Below are 17,260 nucleotides of genomic sequence, written 5' to 3'. Positions count from 1 at the left end.
GTCCGGGCTCTCGGTCCGGCGGTCCGGGCGTGGACGGTCCGGGCTCTCGGTCCGGCGGTCCGGGCGTGGACGGTCCGGGCTCTCGGTCCGGCGGTTCCGACCCGGAGGAGATGTTGCGGATCGGCCGTGAAGCCGCAGCGAGGGCCGGACGGATCACCCGCGCAGTCGTGGCCACCGCCATTCGCGAGAGCGGGTTGCCTGTGTCCAACCAGGTGGCCGGCGAACTCGTCCAGCAGCTGCGCAGCGACAAACCCCCGCCACCGCATCGGTGACCGCGGACCCCACAGCCTCATCAACCCCACCCCAACCCCCTGGAGACACCTCATGAGCAACGCCGTCCTCGCCGACACCGACCTCGTCGCCGACTTCCTGACCGTTCTCGCCAGCCGCGGCCACCTCCACAGCGCCACGCCGGCGGGCGACGGCCGTTGGACCGTCCGCCGTACGGCCAACAGCCAGGCCCAGCAGCTCACCAGCGACCAGGTGGAGGAGCTGGTGATGGACCACCTGGCCGTCGCGTTCGCTGCTCGGGGCCTGGCCAACGACGACTTCTAGCGGCCCCACCATGGGCCGACACCGCTGGCCCGAGCACGACGAAGCCCTCGCCCGGACGGGTTGCCACCTACGGCGGAGCGAGCTAGTGCCGTGGACCGTCCTATCGGACGGTCCACGGCGCACGCCCCGCCCAAGGGGGCGGGGAAGCCGAAGCCGGGCCGAGCGGGGGCGCTCGACTCGACTTCGACTCGCCGAAGCCAGGGGGCATCGGCAAACAGGACCAACTGACAGGAAGACCACCGATGACTGCCGCTGCCGACGACGAGCCGAGCACCGTTCGCCGCCCGCGCCGCCGCTTCCACGAGCCGCAGCAGCGACAGCGCAAGCTGACCGTCCGTCTGAGCCTGTCCGAAGAGTCCGAGATCAAGAGCGCCGCCGTCGAGCGTGCGCAGACCGCCGCCCGCTTCGTCGCCGCCGCAGCACTCGCCGCTGCCCGCCGCAGCACCGTCCTCGACCCCGACGACCGTCTCGACCGATCGCTTGACGAGCTCGCCGCCGCGCGCCGGCAGACCGCCCGCGTCGGCAACAACTTGAACCAGATCGCCCGCGAGCTGAACTCCGGCGGATTGCCGAACCCGGCCGACCTGGTCGCTGCCCTCGCCGCCGTACGCACGACGGTCACCGCCATCGACACCGCCTCGGCCAAGCTCCTGAAGAGCCGCTGACCGCATGGTGCCGAACATCGTCATGGGCTCGAAGACCTACGGACTGCTCGCCTACCTCTACGGGCCGGGCCGCCGCGACGAGCACACCGATCCGCACCTGGTCGCCTCCTTCGACGGCTTCGCCCCCGACCCCGGCCGCGACGCAGACGCCTCGCTCAAGCAGCTGCAGTCCGTGCTCGACATGCGGGTCGACCAGCTCGGCCGCGCCCGCAGGCCCGCCAAGCACGTCTGGCACTGCTCGGTGCGCACCGCCCCGGACGACCGGCTCCTGACCGAGGAGGAGTGGGCCGAGGTCGCCCGCCGGGTCGTCGCCGCCACCGGCATAGCCGCGGACGGCGATCCGGACGGCTGCCGGTGGGTGGCCGTGCGCCACGCCGCCGACCACATCCACATCGTCGCCACCACGGTCCGCGGGAACCTCACCCAGGCCCGCCTGCGCAAGGACTACCCCCGGGCTCAGGCCGAATGCCGCAAGATCGAGAAGGAGTGGGGGCTGCGGCAGCTCAACCCCGGCGACGGTACAGCGGCCAAGGAACCGACGAACCGCGAGAAGCACAAGGCCCAACGCCTGGGCGAGGAGGGCACGAGCCGCCAGCGGCTGCGCGACGCCGTCCGCCAGGCGCTGGCCGGCGCACGCGGCGAGGAGGAGTTCTTCGCCCGGCTGGAGGCCACAGGCGTGCTGGTCAACCGGAAGACCGGGCCGTCCGGCGACACCCTCGGATACAGCGTCGCCCTGGTCGGCGAGCGCGACAGCGCGGGCGAGCCGGTGTTCTTCGGCGGGTACCGGCTCGCCCCGGACCTGACGCTGCCCAGGATCCGCCGCCGCCTCCAGGTGCCGCTCGACGACCGCACGGCCGACGACCAGAGCACCGCCCCGGCGGGCGGCGGACGGACGCCCACCGGACGCCGCTCCCCGGCCGCGACCGCGCGACTGCGGGCGGCCGACGCGGCCGCCGACGCCCTCGACGTGCTCGACGGCGAGACACCGGCCGATGCCGCCGCGGTGACCGAGGCGACCGGAGAGGTCCTCGACGCGCTCGCCGCCACCGCCCTGCCCGGGCAGAAACAGCAACTGCTCGCCGCCGCCCGCGCCTTCGAGCGGGCCTCCCGGTCGCACGTGCGCGCGGCCAACTCCTCCGCCCGCTCGGTGCGCAGCGCCGCCCGCGCCGTGCTGTCCGGCGGCTACAGCGGCAACCGAGGCCCGGACGGCTCGGCCGCGGCCACCCTGCTGTCGGTGCTGGTCCTGCTCGTCATCGCCGCCGGCCGGTGGCACGCCGAGCGCGGCCACCTCCAGCAGGCCGCCGCCGCACGGCAGACGGCCGACCACCTGCGCGCCGCCTACCGCCAGGCCGCTGCCCGGCCGATGGCCGTCCTGCAGGAACGCGGCCGGGCCCTGCCGCCCCGGGTGCGCGAGCGCCAGGAACAAGCCGTTCGCCGGGCGGTGCCGGGCGAGGGCGCGCACCGCCTGCTGGCCGCGCCGGAGTTCGACGCGCTCGCCGCCGCGCTCGCCGAGGCCGAGGCGGCCGGGCACGACCCGAAGACGCTGCTGGAGCGTGCCCGCTCATGGCGGGAGCTGGACAGCGCCGACTCGGAGACCGCGGTGCTCACCTGGCGGGTGCGGCACATCGCCAAGCTGCCCCACCCCGCCGGCGCAGACGGAGCCCGGCCCGGCCCGGTCGGCGCCCGCACGGCGCCCGCCGCCCCCGCCGACCCTCGACGGCGCCGCTGACCCGGCCGCCGACGGACGCCACCAGGGCTCCGTCGGCGGCCGATCCACCACCCCCGGCCCGGCCGCCCAGCCCTGTGGCCAGTTCCCCGACGACACCCGACCAGGAAGCGGACTCATGCCCGACGACACCGACCTCTACATCGACCACGCCGACCTGCGCAGCGAAGACTTCACCGCGTTCGAGAAGCTGCTCGCCGCCCACCGCGACCGCATCCCCTGGACGGACCCCGACTGGGAATCGGTCATGTTCGCCGGCCACGTCAGCGACGGAAAGTGGCACGAGCCGAACGCCCTGTTCACGCCGTCGCGCCGTTCCTCCGCGTGGGCGGCGTCGGCCGGGGCGAAGTCCGCGCTGGTGTACTTCGACGAGGACGGCCGGGCCCTGCCCGACCGGCCCCGCGGCCCGGCACCCGATTCCCCGCTCGCCACCCATCTGACCGATCGCCTGCCGACCTGGTCCGCCGAACCGTGCCATCTCGCCCCCGGCCGCGATCTCGCCGACCTCCAGGACCAGACCTGGGGTTGGAGGGCGCCGTGGACCACCACGGTCGCCCCGCACGACGCCGCCCTCCTCACCGGACCGGGCGGCGAACGGCTCCTCGCCGTGCAGATGGGCGAGGACTCCCCGCTCACCGTGGGAGCCGCGGTCCCCGAAGGCCTGGGCGGGTACAACCTCGGCTCCGTCCGGCGCCCCGGCACCGTGTCCGTCCCCTCGGGCGCGACCCCGACCGCCCTTTCCGCCGCGATCAACGACACCCTCGCACCGCAGTACCGGCGGGCGCTGTGGGAGGCCCGGACCGTCGTGCTGGGCTTCGCCGCCGAGGACATCCGGGACCTGGGCGCCACCCGCACCCGGGGACTGTGGAGCCACGTCGAGGTCCTTCTGGCCAACGGACCACACCTGCTCGCCGGCATCCGGGCCGCCACCGTCGCCGACGACCACCTCGACCCGGCCGTCGGACCGCAGCTGCCAACACTGCAAACCACGGCGGACGCTCTCACCCGCCTCCAGGAGATCCGGACCACCTGGGAGGAGGCCACGCCCCCCGGGACCGGCGCCGAGTCCGCCCCGGAGCGGCGCCGCCTCGAAGAGCTGCGCGACCACCAGGCCAGGCCCTACGCCCTGCAGCTCGCGAACGGACCGCTGCCGGACCTGGCCGCGCACGTCACCGCGAGGATCGGCGCACCCGTCCCGGACCCGGACGCGACAGCCAGGGCGGCGCGCGCCCGCTCCACCCGCAGCCCCGCCCCCACCTCCCCGCCGGCCGGGGCCGCCCCGGCCACCACGCCGCAACCCGGCCCACGGCGCCCCACCCGCTGAACCGCTCCGCGCCGACAGCGCGCACCGCCCACCACCAGGGCGAGGCCCACACGCCGCCACCGACCAGCCCGGTCACCCCCGCCGGACCACGACGGCGCCGAGGACCCGGCCACCGACGGCTTCGCCGGCCTCCGGCCCACCACCCCACCGCGCCCGACCAGGGAGACCGCCTTGCCCCGTCCGACCGCCGCAACCCGCCGCTACCGCCCAGCCGGCGCGGCCGAGCGCGACTGGCTGCTGCGCTGCTACCTCCTGCGCGCCACCGACTCCCTCGCCGCAGCCGTCGTGATGTACGCCGTGCCGCTGCTCGTCCTCACCCTCACCCACTCCCCAGCCTGGGCCGGGCTCGCGTTCCTCCTGGAGTGGCTGCCGCGCCTGCTCGCCATCGCGGGCGCGGGCCCGATCATCGACCGCCGAAGCCCGCGCGTCGCCGTCCTGACGACCAGCCTGCTGCGGGCGGGCGCCGCCCTCGCCACCATCGCCGGCCTGGCCGCCGGAGCAGGCCCCTGGCTGGTGCTGGCCTTCGGCGTCACCGCGGGCATGCTGGCCGAGGCGAGCTTCCTGGCGAACGAGGCCGTCGGCGCCGAGGCCAGCCGCCGCGCCGGCGACCGCGCCCACCGCGTGCAGGCCGTCCTCACCGGCACCGACCAGGCCGCGCTCCTGATCGGCCCGCTGATCGGCGGACTGCTCCTGCTTGCCGGACCCGCCCTGCTGCTGGCCGCCGTCGCCGTCCTGTCCACCGTCACCGCGACCGTCGCCGCCACCGTGCGCACCCACCACCCCCGCCTGCACCTCGTCACCGCCGAACCCGCGGCCCGGCACCCGCTCACCGCCCTCGCCACCGGCCTCGGCACCCTGCGCCGCACCCCCGCGCTGGCCTGGCTGGTCGGCGCGCTCGCCTGCGTCAACCTCGCCAGCGGGCTCCTGCAGGTGTCCGCACCGATCACCGTCACCCGCACCCTGGACCACACCAGCGCGGCAGTCGGCCTGGTGTGGAGCATCGCCGCCGCCCTCTCGCTGGCCGCCGTCGCCACCGCCCACCGCGCCATCGACCGATGGGGCCTGCTCGCCGTCGGCACCGCCTCGGCCGCCGCCATGTGCGCCGCCACCATCGCCAGCGCCCTCGCACCCAACCTGGCCCTCTACACCACCACCGTCGCACTGCTGATGGCCGGCGAGGGCGCGGTCACCGTCGTCCTGCGCACCGCCCGCACCCGGCTCATCCCCGAACGGGACTTCGCCGCCACGCTCGCCACCACCGTCCTGCTCATCCTCGCCCCGCTCCCACTGGCCGGGCTGCTGGTCGCGCTCTGGCCCGCCGACCACCTGCGCGTGCTCATCGCGACCGCCGGACTGGTCGTCGCGGCCGGCACCTGGGCCTGCTTCCGGGGACTTCGCGCCCACCGCACCGCCTGGGAGCACCACGACGACGCCGAACAGCACCTGAAGGCCGCCTGACCAGCACAGCCTCCAGGCCAACCCGTACGCCGACCCTCGGAGCGACACATCACCCACACCCCCACCGACCACGACCACGAGCGCACCCGCGCCCTCGGCGTCTGGTACGACACCATCGACGACGCCCCCGGCGACGACCACCGCGCCTCCCACCCCTCCCGGACCCGGCAGTGGACCGCCGCCTGGGAACATGTCACCACCGAGCAGATCGACGCCCACCGCCACCTGCACATCACCGACCTCGACGCCGCCGTCACCGAGACCGTGCCGTACTTCCTCGTCGGCGCCGACGGCTGCCCGTACTGGACCAGCCAGGAAGTCGACGCGGGGGTTGCACCCGTGTGGCCCGGGCCCGTCCTGTACTCCGGCAGTCCCCACGGCCAGTACGGCGGTGCCGGAGCCGCCACCGACCGGACGGCCGCGGTGGCCGCCCGCGCGGGCCTCGACCTCGCCGCGGAGCTCGGCGCCCGCGCCGTCGTCTACCCCGGTCTCGACACTGACCAGGCGAAGCGGCTCGCCGCCGCCGGTCGGCGCCAGGGCACCGCGCACGTCCTCGACCTGGCCACCGACGTCGCCCACGTCCGCGACCTCGACCCCGGCGTGGGGCTCGACCACTGGTGGGCGAACACCCCCGCCAGCCACCGGCGGGACATCCGCCGCCAGTGGCGGCGCGGCACCGAGGCCGGACTCGCACTCCATCCTCTGGCCGGGAAGCGGATGCTGCCCCACCTGGAGGAGTTCACCCGACTCGCCGTCGGCACCGCCGAGCGCCACGGCTGCCCGCTGTACGGCCGGGACATGTTCGAGCGCCTTGCCGAGGTGCCAGGGGCCGTCCTCCTCGCTGCCCGCACCGACGGCCACCTCGTCGGCGGCCTGTACAGCTGGCTCCACGACGACCGCCTGTACCTCTGGGCGTCCGGCATCGACTACCAGCACCCCCTCGGCCGCCTGGCCTACACCTGGCTGATGACCGAGGCACCCCGCTGGGCCCTGGAGCAGGGCGCCCGACACATCGACGCCGGGCGGGCCAACTACCAGGCGAAGAGACGCCTCGGGTACCAGCCGCACGTCCTGCGCACCGTCGTGCACCTGCCCGCCCACGACCCCGCCACCGCGAAGGCGCTCGCCGCCCTCTCCCGCAGCCTCGGCGAACAGGCCTTGCACCACCATCCCACCCTGCCCTGGTGACACCTGCCCCGTCCCCGCCCGCCTTCGGAAGGACCCCTCCTGACCAGCACCATCCCCACGCTCCTGCTCGTATCCGCCGGCGACGAGCAGTACAGGCGCTACGCGCTGGAGCAGATCGCCGAGCACCACCGAGTCGTCCTCCTCACCCCGGTGGAGCCGACCTGGGAAGCGCCCTACATTCACGGCCACGAAGTCGCCGACACCACGGACCCGGACGCGAGCCTCGCCGCAGCCGAGCGCCTGGCCGCCGACCACCGCATCGACGGCGTCCTGACCTGGGACGAGTTCGCCCAGCACACCGCGGCCCACCTCGCCTGCCGGTTCGCCACGTTCGGGAACTCCACCGCCACCGCCCACGCCTGCCGCGACAAGGCGGTCGGCCGCGCCGCGTTCGCCGCCTTCAACGTCCCCTCCGCCGCCAGCGTCCGCGCCGACACCCTCGAACAGGCCCGCGCCGCCGCGGCCGGCATCGGGTACCCCGTCGTCCTCAAGCCCGCCGCCGCGGCCGGAAGCATCGGCGTCAGTCTCGCCGCCACCCCCAAGGACCTCCGGACGGCGTTCGACCTCGCCTCCCGGGCGGCGGGCGACCACGAGGACACCACCGGCCGCTGCGGAGTCCTGGTCGAGGAGTACCTCGACGGCCCGGAGATCAGCGTCGAGTGCGTCACCGTCCGCGGAGTGACCACCCCGGTCGCCGTCACCCGCAAGCGCCTCGGCCCGCCCCCCTACTTCGAGGAGACCGGCCACAGCGTCGAAGCCGGCGACCCGCTCCTCGCCGTCGTCGGGCCCGTCGCCGTCCAGGCACTCCACGCGGTCGGCTTCGCCAACGGCGTCTCCCACGTCGAGATGCGCCTGACCGACCGCGGCGGCCCGCGCCTGATCGAAGTGAACGGCAGGCTCGGCGGTGACCTGATCCCGCACCTCGTCCGCGAGGCCACCGGCATCGACCTGCCGCTCGCCGCCGCCGATATCGCGCTCGGCCTGCGCCCCGACGTGACCCCCACCCGCCGCCGGGCCGCCGCCATCCACATGGCCTACGCCCCGGCGGACGGCCGACTCACCCGGGCCGCCGCCCACCCGGCACTACTTCACCAGCACTGGCTGGAACGCCTGGTGTGGGAGCACCGGACCGGTGACCAGGTCCTCCTCCCGCCCGCGGGCAACCTCGGCACCGCCCGTGTCGCTCACCTCGTTGCCACTGCCGCCACCGCCGAGATCTGCCTCCAGCACCTCGCAGACGCCGCACGCCACCTCGACATCACCATCGACTGACAACAAACAAGGCCCGGGGCCGCGCACACTGTGCGCGGCCCCGGGCCTTCGTCGTAGCGGGGACAGGATTTGAACCTGCGACCTCTGGGTTATGAGCCCAGCGAGCTACCGAGCTGCTCCACCCCGCGTCGGTGAACCCGATTGTACGCCACCCCGGGCTACGGGAGAAACGCGATACTCCGCCCAGGAAAACCCGTGCACCACAGCGACTGGCGCGCCACCAGGCCCCATGAGCGAACTCCCGGACGACTGGTCCCCGGCTGACAAGCCGCTTGCCATCGCCGTCTCCGAAGCGACCTGGTGGAACGCCACCGTCGCGCTGACGGTGCGCCGCATGCACGAATAGCCCACCCAGGTCCCTGGATTCGACTCCCAGTAGATCGACGCCCGCACGCTCGCGACGGCCCTGCGCAACGTGCTGGCGGCTGCCACCCTCCAGAAGGACGGACTTCAGCGCGTCTGCATGGCGCTCGGCCAGCAGACCGAGAGCTCCCCATCACGCCACCACCTCGCCGCCCGTGTCGTCGCCGCCCTCACCTCCGCCGGGCTCTCCCTAGGCCAACGACGTGACCGACCGCCTCGCTGGAACGAGAGCCTTCTCGTCCGACGACCCTGACCGGCATCCAGGTGATGCGGATCACCTCGCGAAATTGGACAAAAGTGGAAGAAGATTCGCTCTCTGGGCATTTCACCCTATACATCACGAGAGTTGGGGGCTCCTTGACCACGTCCGACGCCGGCGACGACCGCTACACCCACTTCCGCTTCGGCCACGAGCCGCAGCCGTCCGAGTCTGCCCCCGCCACCCTCGCCGTCCCCCACCCCGGCCCGCTGAACCCCCGTGGGATCCTCATCACCTGCGCCAACTGCGGCGGCGAACGCGACTGGCTCCTCATCCACGTCCACCCCGACCTCGTGTTCGTCCGGTGCCGCTGCGCGCACGAGTGGCGCGAGCGGGACCTGGAGGCCGCGGACGTCGAGGGCTCGCGTGACGAGAGTGGCGACGAGCAGGAGTGGGAGTCGTTCGAGGACATGTACGCCGCGCTCGGGTTCGACGGACTTTTCCGAGGTGCGTATCTCGCCTAACGGGCGGTGCTGCTCCTGGCTGTCCGTTAGGCAGGACCGGCGTCTGCTGCCGTCCTGCCTGTACCGCCGAAGGGCAACCCGGCTCGTCATGGGGGCCAGAAGGACCTGTCGGCCCTCTTCGTGACAGCCCCGGTGCAGTCTGCGGATCTTGGACCAAGACCCTTTCTTGGTTCGATCCTTTGGGTATCGCCAGACCACGCCAGGGGCGGGGAGCCTTTGAAGCACGGGCTCCCCCGCTCCTGGCGGCCGGTGCCCCACCGGCGATACCGTCGGGCCATCCACTGGCCCGACGGGGCCCCGACGTCCGGAGAACACGGGCTTGACCACCTGGCTTGACCCCTGGATGCGGACGCTGATCATCGGCGTCCTCACCGTGCTCGTCACCACCTTCGCCGTCTCCCGATTCAGCCCCCGCCTCGAAGCCCGGGCGGTCCGGATCAAAGCGGCGTGGGCCGACCGGGACACCTTCACCAGCCACGTCCTCACCGTCATCGGCGCGACCGCCCGTCTCTGCGGTACCCCCGTGGGCGATACCCCGGAGCCGCTGCGCGGTCGGATCATGGCCGAGCGCGCGCGCTGGTCGATGCAGGTCGAGGAATCGACGATCTACCTGGTCGACAACGCCGAGCGGTACGCGCTGACCTATCCCAGCCCACTCAACCTCCCGGGCCTCCTTGTCGGAGCGTCCGTCCGAGCGCGCGGCTTGTGGCTCTCCGAGCTGCCGGAGGACGAGCGGGCCCGCGAGGTCAGCGAGGTGTACCAGTTGGTGCACGGGATCTTCCTCGGCACCAGGCGTCACCGCGTCCGCCACCTGGCAGAAAACCGGCAACGCCTATTCGCGCTCCTGAACCCGATTCCGTCAAGCGACGATTCCGGAGAGGCCGTTCCGGCAGCCTGATGAGACATCCATCGCCGAACTCCCGTTCGTCTCGCCAGTTCGCCGCTCTACGGCACAATGCCTAGCGTAGAGAGGACGTGCCGTCAGGTGACAGCGTCCGACGATCCGACGACCCGCGGGGCCGGTGATGACCCTCGGCCGTCCGGAGCTGAAGGTCTTCACCAGCGCCCCTGGGCTTCCAGGCCCCCGCTCTCACCGGCGTGGTCGGCATGTGGGGCGGGGAGCCACGCCGGTAGCGGTGTCCGGCCTCGCGGTGCTCGGCGTCACCGCCCGCCAGACGGCGTCCGGGCTTCGCTCGGAGCAGATGGGCGGATCCCCAGTCGGCTTCCTCCTGCGCGCCGAGCGCCACCTCAAGCCGAGCACCCTGGTGCGCCGCATCGGACGCACGGCGCACCGAGCGTTCGGCACCGGCATCTGAGGCGAGCGCGACGAGAGGGCCGGACCTGGACGGCCACGGGAACAAACACGCAGGGCCCGCACCCACGGTGCGGGCCCTGCGTGTTCTGACTTCCGGTCAGCGGGAGGTGTAACGGACTACGCCGTCGACGGAGTCGGCCGGAGCGACGAGGCCGGCCTGGGAGAGACGGTGCAGGCTCAGGTGGACCGGGCCACGGCGGCGGCCCAGGTGGCGGGCGAGGGCACCGGCGCCGCAGGGGCCGTCGAGGAGGCGAAGACGGTGCAGGACATCGGCGTCGGTGACCTTGTCCCAGCACGACGAGGCGAATCGGAGGCTGAAGACGGCGAGGGCCATGACCGTCCACTGCCCGGACGCGACATGGTGGTACCGGACGGCGTCGTACATCACGACGGCGGCGCAGGCGACGGCGGTCGTGGCGCTTGTGCAGACCCAGGTGAGCACGGCTGCCCTGACGGCGAAGTTGTACGGGCGGGGGCGGGTGGAGGACTTCACGGCGACTCCGGATCGGCGAGGGAGCGGTCGGCGCGGGAGCGGTCGGAGCGGGAGGACGGGGCGGGCGATCCCCGGTCCCGGCACCGCTAGTCTGACGGGCCGCGCTGCTGCGGCATCCGGGCGGTGGTTGTCGCGGCGACCACGGCGCTCTGGAGCCGCCGGAGCTTGATCTGGAGGGCGATCTGCTGGCCGCAGGTCAGGCTGAGCGCGAAGGCCAGGAGCCCGAGGTCGAGGACCGCGCAGACGGCTGCGGTGGCGGCCGTGGAGACGGTGCCGACGACTGCCAGGTAGCGGACGGAGGCGAAGCGGAGGACGAGGTCGGCCCCGGGTGCGGTGGAACTGGAGGTGATGGCGGACTCCTTCGCGAGGCTCAGCGGGCGGGGCGGTCGTGCAGCGCCGTGATCAGGTCGATGACCAGCTCGACCGGGGCCTCGCGGTCGAAGGTCGCCTTCCAGCCGGGGGCGTGGGCCGTGCCGGTGACGGCGATGGTCCAGGTGTCGGCGTTCGGGTCGTCGGGGGCGTAGCCGAGGTAGACGCCGGTGTCGGGGCTGGCCGCATGGAGGCTGCCGCGCGGGTCGATGACCCAGCTCCAGCCTCGGGCCGCGAGGACGTCGGAGATCAGGTACGGGCTGCCGGGTCCGACCAGCCAGGTCCGGTGCTCGACCGGACCGCCCGGCTTGAGGCCGGGAACGGTCGGGGCGGTGGTCGCCACGGTCACGTGGTTGCCTTCCTGTTTGCGGGGAGACATCCATGTTTCCTTGGGTTCAGGGGCTTTGCGTAGTCGATCGTGTCTGCCCCCGGCGAACACCAAGTGCGCATCGGGCGTGGGCAGTTGTCGCACTGCGGGGCGGCACGTGACGGCGCCCTCCGCCGGGTGCGGAGTGGGCCGAAAGCAGCGGTGGTTGTGGGCGGGCTGCGGTACAACGGGGGCTGGTCCGACCGAGGGAGGGGAACGCCTGATGCGAAGGGCGAGCAGCGTTCGTTACGGCCCGGGCGACAACTCGGCGCTGAGGTTCGCGCTGTGGGAGGCGTGGAAGCGCAAGTGCTACTTGTGCAGGAAACCGGTGGAGTTCGACAGCTGCCAGATCGACCACATCATCGCGAAGGATGTCTCCGACGGCCGACTGCGCCACCTCAAGGGGCACTTCGGCCTGCCGGACGGCTTCGACCTGCACGACCCGCACAACCTCGCGCCGATCTGCGCCCCCTGCAACGGGCCGGCCGGCAAGGCCAACACCACCTCCGACGCGCCGGTCGTCCTGATCCAGCTGGACAGGGCGGCCAAGTACCGTCCTGCCGTCGTCGCACGCGTGGAGGGGTTCGGCCGATCCGGCAAGGTCGCCGAACACCTGCTGCAGGTCATCACGACGGACCTGAGCCAACGGGAGGCCCGTGAGGAGTTCTTGGAACTCGCCCCCGCGGTCGTCCAGATCCTGGCGATGGCTGGCGGGTCGGCGGACCACCTGTCGTTCGAACGGCTGGAGATCGAGGTCGACACGTACGGCTCCGAGCAAGGAGTCAACGTCTCCCTCGACGAGCGGGGCCGGACGGCCAAAGCTCTGCTCGCGGAAGTCTGCGAGGCAGATCTCGGCTCCGCCCTGCGGGGGCCCGTCGTACAACTGCTGCGCGAGGTCGACACACGCGTCGTGAAGGACCTGCAGTCCCTGCACGAGGACAACCCGTTCTGCGCCGGCCCGCCCGTGAGCGACTGGTTCGTCGTCGACGTGGAATCGCTCGACTTCCGGCGGGAAGGCCGGTTCGTGGAGTTCACCGTCCGCGGAGCCTTCGAGGGCAGCCTGTCGGCGTCCTTGACGCGCAGCGATTCACGGGGCGACGGGCTGGAGGATCTCCAAGGTGATGTGGTGGTCGCCGGCAGCTTCTCGACCTCGATGTTCTGGGACCTCGCCGCTGCGCTGTCCGGCCTCGAAGCGGGGGACTGCCTGATCGACGAGTGGAAGCTCGACACCTTCTCCCTGCTCTGATCAACCGGGACGGCAGCCCGGGCGGAGGGCGGTCCCCTGATCGGGGGGAGGCGAGAGTCGTCGGAGTACTGCGACCGAGTCCGTCGGCAGGACGCCCGGTTCACCTACCGCGAGAACGCCGGTCGGATCCCGCCGCGGACGAAGGCCGGGCCGGACTGGGCCGAGACGGAGGGTTGGGCCGAGCGGATCAAGGGGGAGCCGGCGTGGGCTGCCAGTGCACGGCTGCTGCCGCGTACGGGAGCGACCGGGGTCACGGTGGCGCACACCGGAACATGCCTGAGATCGCTGCCCTCGCGGCGGACCGGGGCCGGGTTCACGACGGCGCCGTAGAGGCCGACGACCAGGCGCGTCGGGGTGGCGGATGACGCGGTGATCCACCAGCGTTGCTCGTCCGTACCGCCGTTGACGATCCAGCGGGCGCTGGTTCCCGCCAGTTCGCTCGCGCGGTCCAGGTCGCCGGGGATGTGGTGAACCTCGGCGTAGCCGTCGGGGGACTGCGAGAATGCGTGGGGAAGCCGTTCGTCCTCGACGGTGCTCCAGCCCGCGGCGACCAGGGTCTCGCCGAAGGCGACCGGATGGTTGTCCGTCAGGTAGGCCGCAGGACCCTCTGCGTGCACGTTGGCGAGAGCGCTGGCGAAGTCGGCCACGATCTCGGCCGGCGTGTGGTCGCTCATCGTGACGAGCCACGCGGCCTCTCCGTGGAACGGGTCGCCGGCCGCGGTGGCCTTCCACAGCGGGCCCGGCGTCTCGGGGAGGAACCCGAAGCGGATGCGCAGGTCGGGACTGGCGAGGTAGACGTTGGCGACGTCGTCGCCACCGTGGAGCCACCGGGCGGTGGCGAGGCGCTGCAACGCGGTGTCGGGCATACCCGCGCCGGGGGCGAGGTGGCGCGGGGCGACGTGGTACTCCCGCGAGGCGTTCAACGGGTGGTGCGGGGAGGACGGGTCGGGGGCCGGGGCGGTCAGGGGAGCCTCCTGGAGGGCGGTGTCGTCGGTGTGCTGGAGGCCGGCCGGGGAGAGGGAGCGGCGGTCGGCGGGCCGGCTGTTGCCCGCCTCGCTGTCGGGTGCGTGGCGAGGGCCCGCACGGAGGCGGCCCGGCGGTAGGCGCGGATCATGGTGGGTGTGTGGGAGGCCCACACGGTCATCTCGTGCCACACCTCCGCAGCGGTCTCCTCGCGCGACAGGGAGCGCTGGAGGTGCGAGTTGTCGCGAATGGTCGCGTGGGCCGAGACATAGGCGCCGAACAGCTCGCTCCTGCCGTGCTTCAGGAGGTCCGCCTGCGCGGGGGCTTCGGTCGCGGGACGAATGTGGAAGAGGAAGGCGGCACCGTACGTGAGGATCTGCGTGAAGTGCTGGTAGGCGGCGAGGTCGCGTTCGACGATGCGGGCGCCCCAGCCCTCGGTGTCGACGATGGCGCCGCTGTCGTCGCAGAACGAGTCGTTGACGGCGTCCCAGGCGTCCATGGCCTGCTGGATCCCTCGGGCGGCCTCTTCGACTACGGCGACGGCCACGGCGGCCTGGATGGCGCGGTACATGCTGGGGATTGCGGGTCTCCTTGTCGCTCAACGGGTCCGGTGTCGCGCTTTGGGCGGAGGGCTACCGGCTGCGGTGGTGGCCACGGCGGGGCGCGGCGGTGGTGCCTTGCTGCGCAGGGCTGCGGCAGCGGAGCGGGCCGGTTCGGGCGGTGCGAGCGCGGTGACGACCGCGTAGGGCCAGTGGTGCGGGGGCACGTCCTCGGGGAAGCGGACCAGTGGCTCGGGGGCGGCGACGGCCTGGTACATCGCCGCGACGATCCGGGGCGGGGTCGTGGGCGAGAACCGGGCCGTCCAGTTGCGAGGGCTGTCTCCGGGACCGCCGTGAAGGCTGTATCCGGCCTCCTGGTCGGAGGGGCCGGAGGCGGTGGAACGCACCACGAGGCAGGCGAGGGAGTCCGGGGCTTCGTGGATCCAGGAGGAGCCGGCGGCGTGGGAGAGCCGCCAACCCGGCAGGGGTTCCAAGGCGTCGGGGGCGATGGTGCAGGGGCGTGGCCGGCCGTGGTGACCGGCCGGTTCGTCGCGCACGGCGGTGGCCACAGCGGTCAGGACGGGCAGGAGGATCTCGCCCGGGGTGTTGCGGCTGATGGCCGCGTTCCACAGCGGGCTGTGATCGTCGGCGGTCACCTCGATGGTCAGGGCCGGACCGCGGGTGGCCCACCGGAAGTCGAAGACCCGCGCGGTCGAGCACGGGCTCCGGGCATCCTCGCCGCGGTTCTGCAGAGCCAGGGACCAGCCGTACTGCTCCCGCAGATGCCGCAGCTGCTGGTGGTAGTTCGAGTTCCAGCCTGCGACGTAGCGGGGCGCGACCGCCACGCGGCGATCCCGCTGCTGATCGTCACCGCTCACCGGGCGTTGCCTCGCGGTGCCGCAGGGGGGAGCGGTGGCGGGCGGTGCCGCGCCAGGATGGACGGCCGGGACTGGCCGGGCCGGGGATGCGAGCGCTGCCCGCGCGCGAACGGAGGTGCTGGTCCTGGGCCGGTCCCCGTCGCCGGGATCCGGCACCGGCAGGGCGTGGTCGGCGAGGCGGTACGCGTTGTCCAGGATGTCGGCCTGGGAAATGGCCTCGCGCAGGACTTCGCGGGCGGCTGCACGTCCGTAGGTGTAGATGTCGGGGGCAGGGCTTGGACCGGGCGCCGGTGGCGAGTGCAGGGTGGCCTCCGGGGAGAGCGGGATGTTGGAGTTTTTGTCAGCGCCCCGGGCGGCGGGCGGTGCGGTCGGGCGTCGGCGATGAGAGAACGGCCGTGGTGGACGCCCGGGGGGCTGCGGAGACCGGGGCGGTGCTGCGGCTTCGGGCGGCCAGGGTGGCCGGGGAGCGCGCGGTGGCGGGTGGGCCGATGTGCACGGCGCCGAGGAACTGGGCGGGGATCCGGTCGGGACGGCGGACGACCGGGTCCGGGTCGGTGACGGCGAGCGCCGCGGCCCGTACGAGGTGCAGGGGTGTCAGCGAGGACAGGCCGATACGCCAGTGGTGGCCCGGCGCACCGGTGACGTCGATGGACGCTCCCCAGTGGGTGGTGTGCGCCAGAGCGTCGGAGACGGTGGTCGCGGGCGTGAGGAGGCCGTGGGTGATTCGGGCGGTGGCGTGCCCGTCGGGCGCCACCAGATGCAGGTCGGCGTCGTCGGCGTGGGTGATCCATCCGGCTGCGGTCAGTGGTTCGATCGCGTCGCCGACGCTCATGCCGGGGCCGGGGACGACCGTGGCGTCGGTGTCGAGGTCGATGTCGGCGGTCAGCGAGTCGGTGAGGTCCCGCAGCCACGCGGTGGTGATCTCGGACGGTACGGCGCCGCTGAACTCCGTGGTCCAGGCCAGCCGGTGTCCCGGCCCCTGCGGGCCTGCGGACACCTTCAGGTCCTGGCCGGGAGCAGTAGTGACGAGTGCCCGTCCGCAGGAGCTCTCCACGCGCCCCGGCCGGGTCCGGTGCCACAGGGCGGAGGCTTCTGGAAGGGGCGTGGACCCGGTGCCGGTGCCCGCCAGGTGGCGTGGCGAGACGAGAGCGCGGTGCGCGGTCCGCAGCGGCGCCGGGGCGGTCGAGACCCTGAGCCTGTGCGCGGTGGGCAGTTCGTCGAGAGGCCGGACGGCTGGCCGCAGCAGAGTGGCGGCGGCGGTCTGCAGGAGGACAGCGGGGGTGCGGGAGCTGAAGGTGATGGTCCAGGTGCCCCGTTCGGCCGCGCCGGTCAGCACGGTGGGGGCGTCGTCGGAGCCGAGGGGGCGGGTGAGCGCACCGAGGCGGTCGGGGGCCAGCAGGACCTCGTGGCCGTCCCGGTGCTGCGGTGCCCAGCCGGCTCTGCCCAGGACGCCGAGTGCGGCGTCCTGGCCGGGCATGGCGTACAGGACCTCCTGGGGCTGGTGCTGCAGGGCTTGCGCGAGGGCGTAGAGGACCGCCGCGGCGATCTCGGACGGTGCATGGTCGTCGAACGTGGCCTTCCACCCGGATCGGGTCCAGTGGCGGCTCGGCACGGTGACGTCCCACTGACCCGTTGCCGGTCGCCAGGCGAGATGGGCCTGGCCGTCGGGGCTGGCGAGCAGGACCTCGTCGTCGTCCGTGGGTGGGGGGACGCGCCAGCCGAAGTGGGTGACGAGGTTGAGGCCGAAGTCGGGGGTGCCGCGGCCGGCCAGGTGGAGCGGGCGGACGAGAACATGGTCGGCGGGGGCAGTGGGCAC

Annotated in this window: 17 protein-coding genes and 1 tRNA gene; 11 read left to right on the top strand and 7 right to left on the bottom strand. The window is 73.3% G+C overall.

The window, feature by feature from the left end:
* Nucleotides 1–324 precede the first annotated feature (324 nt).
* The 7 genes from ACIOFR_RS30055 (at nucleotide 325) to ACIOFR_RS30025 (ending at nucleotide 8,188) form a co-directional block, all read left to right on the top strand.
* Nucleotides 325–555 (top strand): hypothetical protein, encoded by a 231-nt coding sequence (locus ACIOFR_RS30055; protein WP_401002367.1) that lies wholly within the window; start codon nucleotides 325–327, stop codon nucleotides 553–555.
* Between the two features lie 242 nt (nucleotides 556–797).
* Nucleotides 798–1,220, top strand: a complete 423-nt coding sequence (mobC, locus tag ACIOFR_RS30050) for a plasmid mobilization relaxosome protein MobC (RefSeq protein ID WP_401002366.1) — start codon at nucleotides 798–800, stop codon at nucleotides 1,218–1,220.
* 4 nt (nucleotides 1,221–1,224) lie between these two features.
* Nucleotides 1,225–2,949 carry a relaxase/mobilization nuclease domain-containing protein gene (locus tag ACIOFR_RS30045; RefSeq protein WP_401002365.1) on the top strand — a complete coding sequence of 575 codons (1,725 nt, stop codon included), beginning with the start codon at nucleotides 1,225–1,227 and terminating at the stop codon, nucleotides 2,947–2,949.
* A 115-nt stretch (nucleotides 2,950–3,064) separates the two neighbouring features.
* Nucleotides 3,065–4,270, top strand: coding sequence for a hypothetical protein (locus ACIOFR_RS30040; RefSeq protein WP_401002364.1), 1,206 nt, complete (start codon nucleotides 3,065–3,067; stop codon nucleotides 4,268–4,270).
* A 171-nt stretch (nucleotides 4,271–4,441) separates the two neighbouring features.
* A complete protein-coding gene (locus tag ACIOFR_RS30035; protein WP_401002363.1) occupies nucleotides 4,442–5,728 on the top strand; it encodes an MFS transporter in 1,287 nt (428 codons plus the stop codon).
* 264 nt (nucleotides 5,729–5,992) lie between these two features.
* Nucleotides 5,993–6,916, top strand: a complete 924-nt coding sequence (locus tag ACIOFR_RS30030) for a GNAT family N-acetyltransferase (RefSeq protein ID WP_401002362.1) — start codon at nucleotides 5,993–5,995, stop codon at nucleotides 6,914–6,916.
* Nucleotides 6,917–7,066: 150 nt separating this feature from the next.
* Entirely contained in the window at nucleotides 7,067–8,188 is a 1,122-nt protein-coding gene (locus ACIOFR_RS30025; RefSeq protein WP_401002361.1) for an acetyl-CoA carboxylase biotin carboxylase subunit family protein, read from the top strand.
* Nucleotides 8,189–8,242: 54 nt separating this feature from the next.
* Here the strand turns inward: ACIOFR_RS30025 and ACIOFR_RS30020 are convergent.
* A tRNA-Met gene (locus ACIOFR_RS30020) sits at nucleotides 8,243–8,316 on the bottom strand.
* 592 nt (nucleotides 8,317–8,908) lie between these two features.
* Between ACIOFR_RS30020 and ACIOFR_RS30015 the strand changes: the two genes are divergently transcribed.
* From ACIOFR_RS30015 to ACIOFR_RS30005, 3 genes are all read left to right on the top strand, one after another.
* Nucleotides 8,909–9,274: a hypothetical protein gene (locus tag ACIOFR_RS30015; RefSeq protein WP_401002360.1), complete on the top strand. Its 366-nt coding sequence runs from the start codon at nucleotides 8,909–8,911 to the stop codon at nucleotides 9,272–9,274.
* A 343-nt stretch (nucleotides 9,275–9,617) separates the two neighbouring features.
* A complete protein-coding gene (locus ACIOFR_RS30010) occupies nucleotides 9,618–10,172 on the top strand; it encodes a hypothetical protein (protein ID WP_401002359.1) in 555 nt (184 codons plus the stop codon).
* 238 nt (nucleotides 10,173–10,410) lie between these two features.
* Entirely contained in the window at nucleotides 10,411–10,590 is a 180-nt protein-coding gene (locus tag ACIOFR_RS30005) for a hypothetical protein (protein ID WP_401002358.1), read from the top strand.
* Nucleotides 10,591–10,686: 96 nt separating this feature from the next.
* Here ACIOFR_RS30005 and ACIOFR_RS30000 read toward each other — a convergent pair whose 3' ends face one another.
* A complete protein-coding gene (locus ACIOFR_RS30000) occupies nucleotides 10,687–11,082 on the bottom strand; it encodes a hypothetical protein (protein ID WP_401002357.1) in 396 nt (131 codons plus the stop codon).
* A 370-nt stretch (nucleotides 11,083–11,452) separates the two neighbouring features.
* The gene (locus ACIOFR_RS29995) at nucleotides 11,453–11,830 is read right to left on the bottom strand and encodes a DUF317 domain-containing protein (RefSeq protein ID WP_401002356.1); all 378 of its coding nucleotides are present in this window, start codon (nucleotides 11,828–11,830) and stop codon (nucleotides 11,453–11,455) included.
* A 211-nt stretch (nucleotides 11,831–12,041) separates the two neighbouring features.
* Here ACIOFR_RS29995 and ACIOFR_RS29990 point away from each other — a divergent pair, with 211 nt between their 5' ends.
* On the top strand, nucleotides 12,042–13,064 hold the full coding sequence (locus ACIOFR_RS29990) for an HNH endonuclease (RefSeq protein WP_401002355.1): 1,023 nt from the start codon (nucleotides 12,042–12,044) through the stop codon (nucleotides 13,062–13,064).
* A gap of 104 nt (nucleotides 13,065–13,168) precedes the next feature.
* Here ACIOFR_RS29990 and ACIOFR_RS29985 read toward each other — a convergent pair whose 3' ends face one another.
* The 4 genes from ACIOFR_RS29985 to ACIOFR_RS29970 form a co-directional block, all read right to left on the bottom strand.
* Nucleotides 13,169–13,987: a DUF317 domain-containing protein gene (locus tag ACIOFR_RS29985; RefSeq protein ID WP_401002354.1), complete on the bottom strand. Its 819-nt coding sequence runs from the start codon at nucleotides 13,985–13,987 to the stop codon at nucleotides 13,169–13,171.
* Nucleotides 13,988–14,025: 38 nt separating this feature from the next.
* On the bottom strand, nucleotides 14,026–14,598 hold the full coding sequence (locus tag ACIOFR_RS29980; protein ID WP_401002353.1) for a hypothetical protein: 573 nt from the start codon (nucleotides 14,596–14,598) through the stop codon (nucleotides 14,026–14,028).
* A 27-nt stretch (nucleotides 14,599–14,625) separates the two neighbouring features.
* Nucleotides 14,626–15,411 (bottom strand): DUF317 domain-containing protein, encoded by a 786-nt coding sequence (locus ACIOFR_RS29975; RefSeq protein WP_401002352.1) that lies wholly within the window; start codon nucleotides 15,409–15,411, stop codon nucleotides 14,626–14,628.
* 373 nt (nucleotides 15,412–15,784) lie between these two features.
* Nucleotides 15,785–17,260, bottom strand: coding sequence for a DUF317 domain-containing protein (locus ACIOFR_RS29970; protein WP_401002351.1), 1,476 nt, complete (start codon nucleotides 17,258–17,260; stop codon nucleotides 15,785–15,787).

This window comes from Kitasatospora sp. NPDC088346, from assembly GCF_044740765.1.
Classification (GTDB): domain Bacteria; phylum Actinomycetota; class Actinomycetes; order Streptomycetales; family Streptomycetaceae; genus Kitasatospora.
This window is presented reverse-complemented; position numbering and strand designations above follow the sequence as displayed.

Excerpts from the sequence above, each read along its gene's own strand:
- ACIOFR_RS29995 (WP_401002356.1), bottom strand. The coding sequence starts at position 11,830 with ATGTCTCCCCGCAAACAGGAAGGCAACCACGTGACCGTGGCGACCACC.
- ACIOFR_RS29980 (WP_401002353.1), bottom strand. The coding sequence starts at position 14,598 with ATGTACCGCGCCATCCAGGCCGCCGTGGCCGTCGCCGTAGTCGAAGAG.
- ACIOFR_RS30040 (WP_401002364.1), top strand. The coding sequence starts at position 3,065 with ATGCCCGACGACACCGACCTCTACATCGACCACGCCGACCTGCGCAGC.
- ACIOFR_RS30010 (WP_401002359.1), top strand. The coding sequence starts at position 9,618 with ATGCGGACGCTGATCATCGGCGTCCTCACCGTGCTCGTCACCACCTTC.
- ACIOFR_RS30055 (WP_401002367.1), top strand. The coding sequence starts at position 325 with ATGAGCAACGCCGTCCTCGCCGACACCGACCTCGTCGCCGACTTCCTG.
- mobC (WP_401002366.1), top strand. The coding sequence starts at position 798 with ATGACTGCCGCTGCCGACGACGAGCCGAGCACCGTTCGCCGCCCGCGC.
- ACIOFR_RS30045 (WP_401002365.1), top strand. The coding sequence starts at position 1,225 with ATGGTGCCGAACATCGTCATGGGCTCGAAGACCTACGGACTGCTCGCC.
- ACIOFR_RS29990 (WP_401002355.1), top strand. The coding sequence starts at position 12,042 with ATGCGAAGGGCGAGCAGCGTTCGTTACGGCCCGGGCGACAACTCGGCG.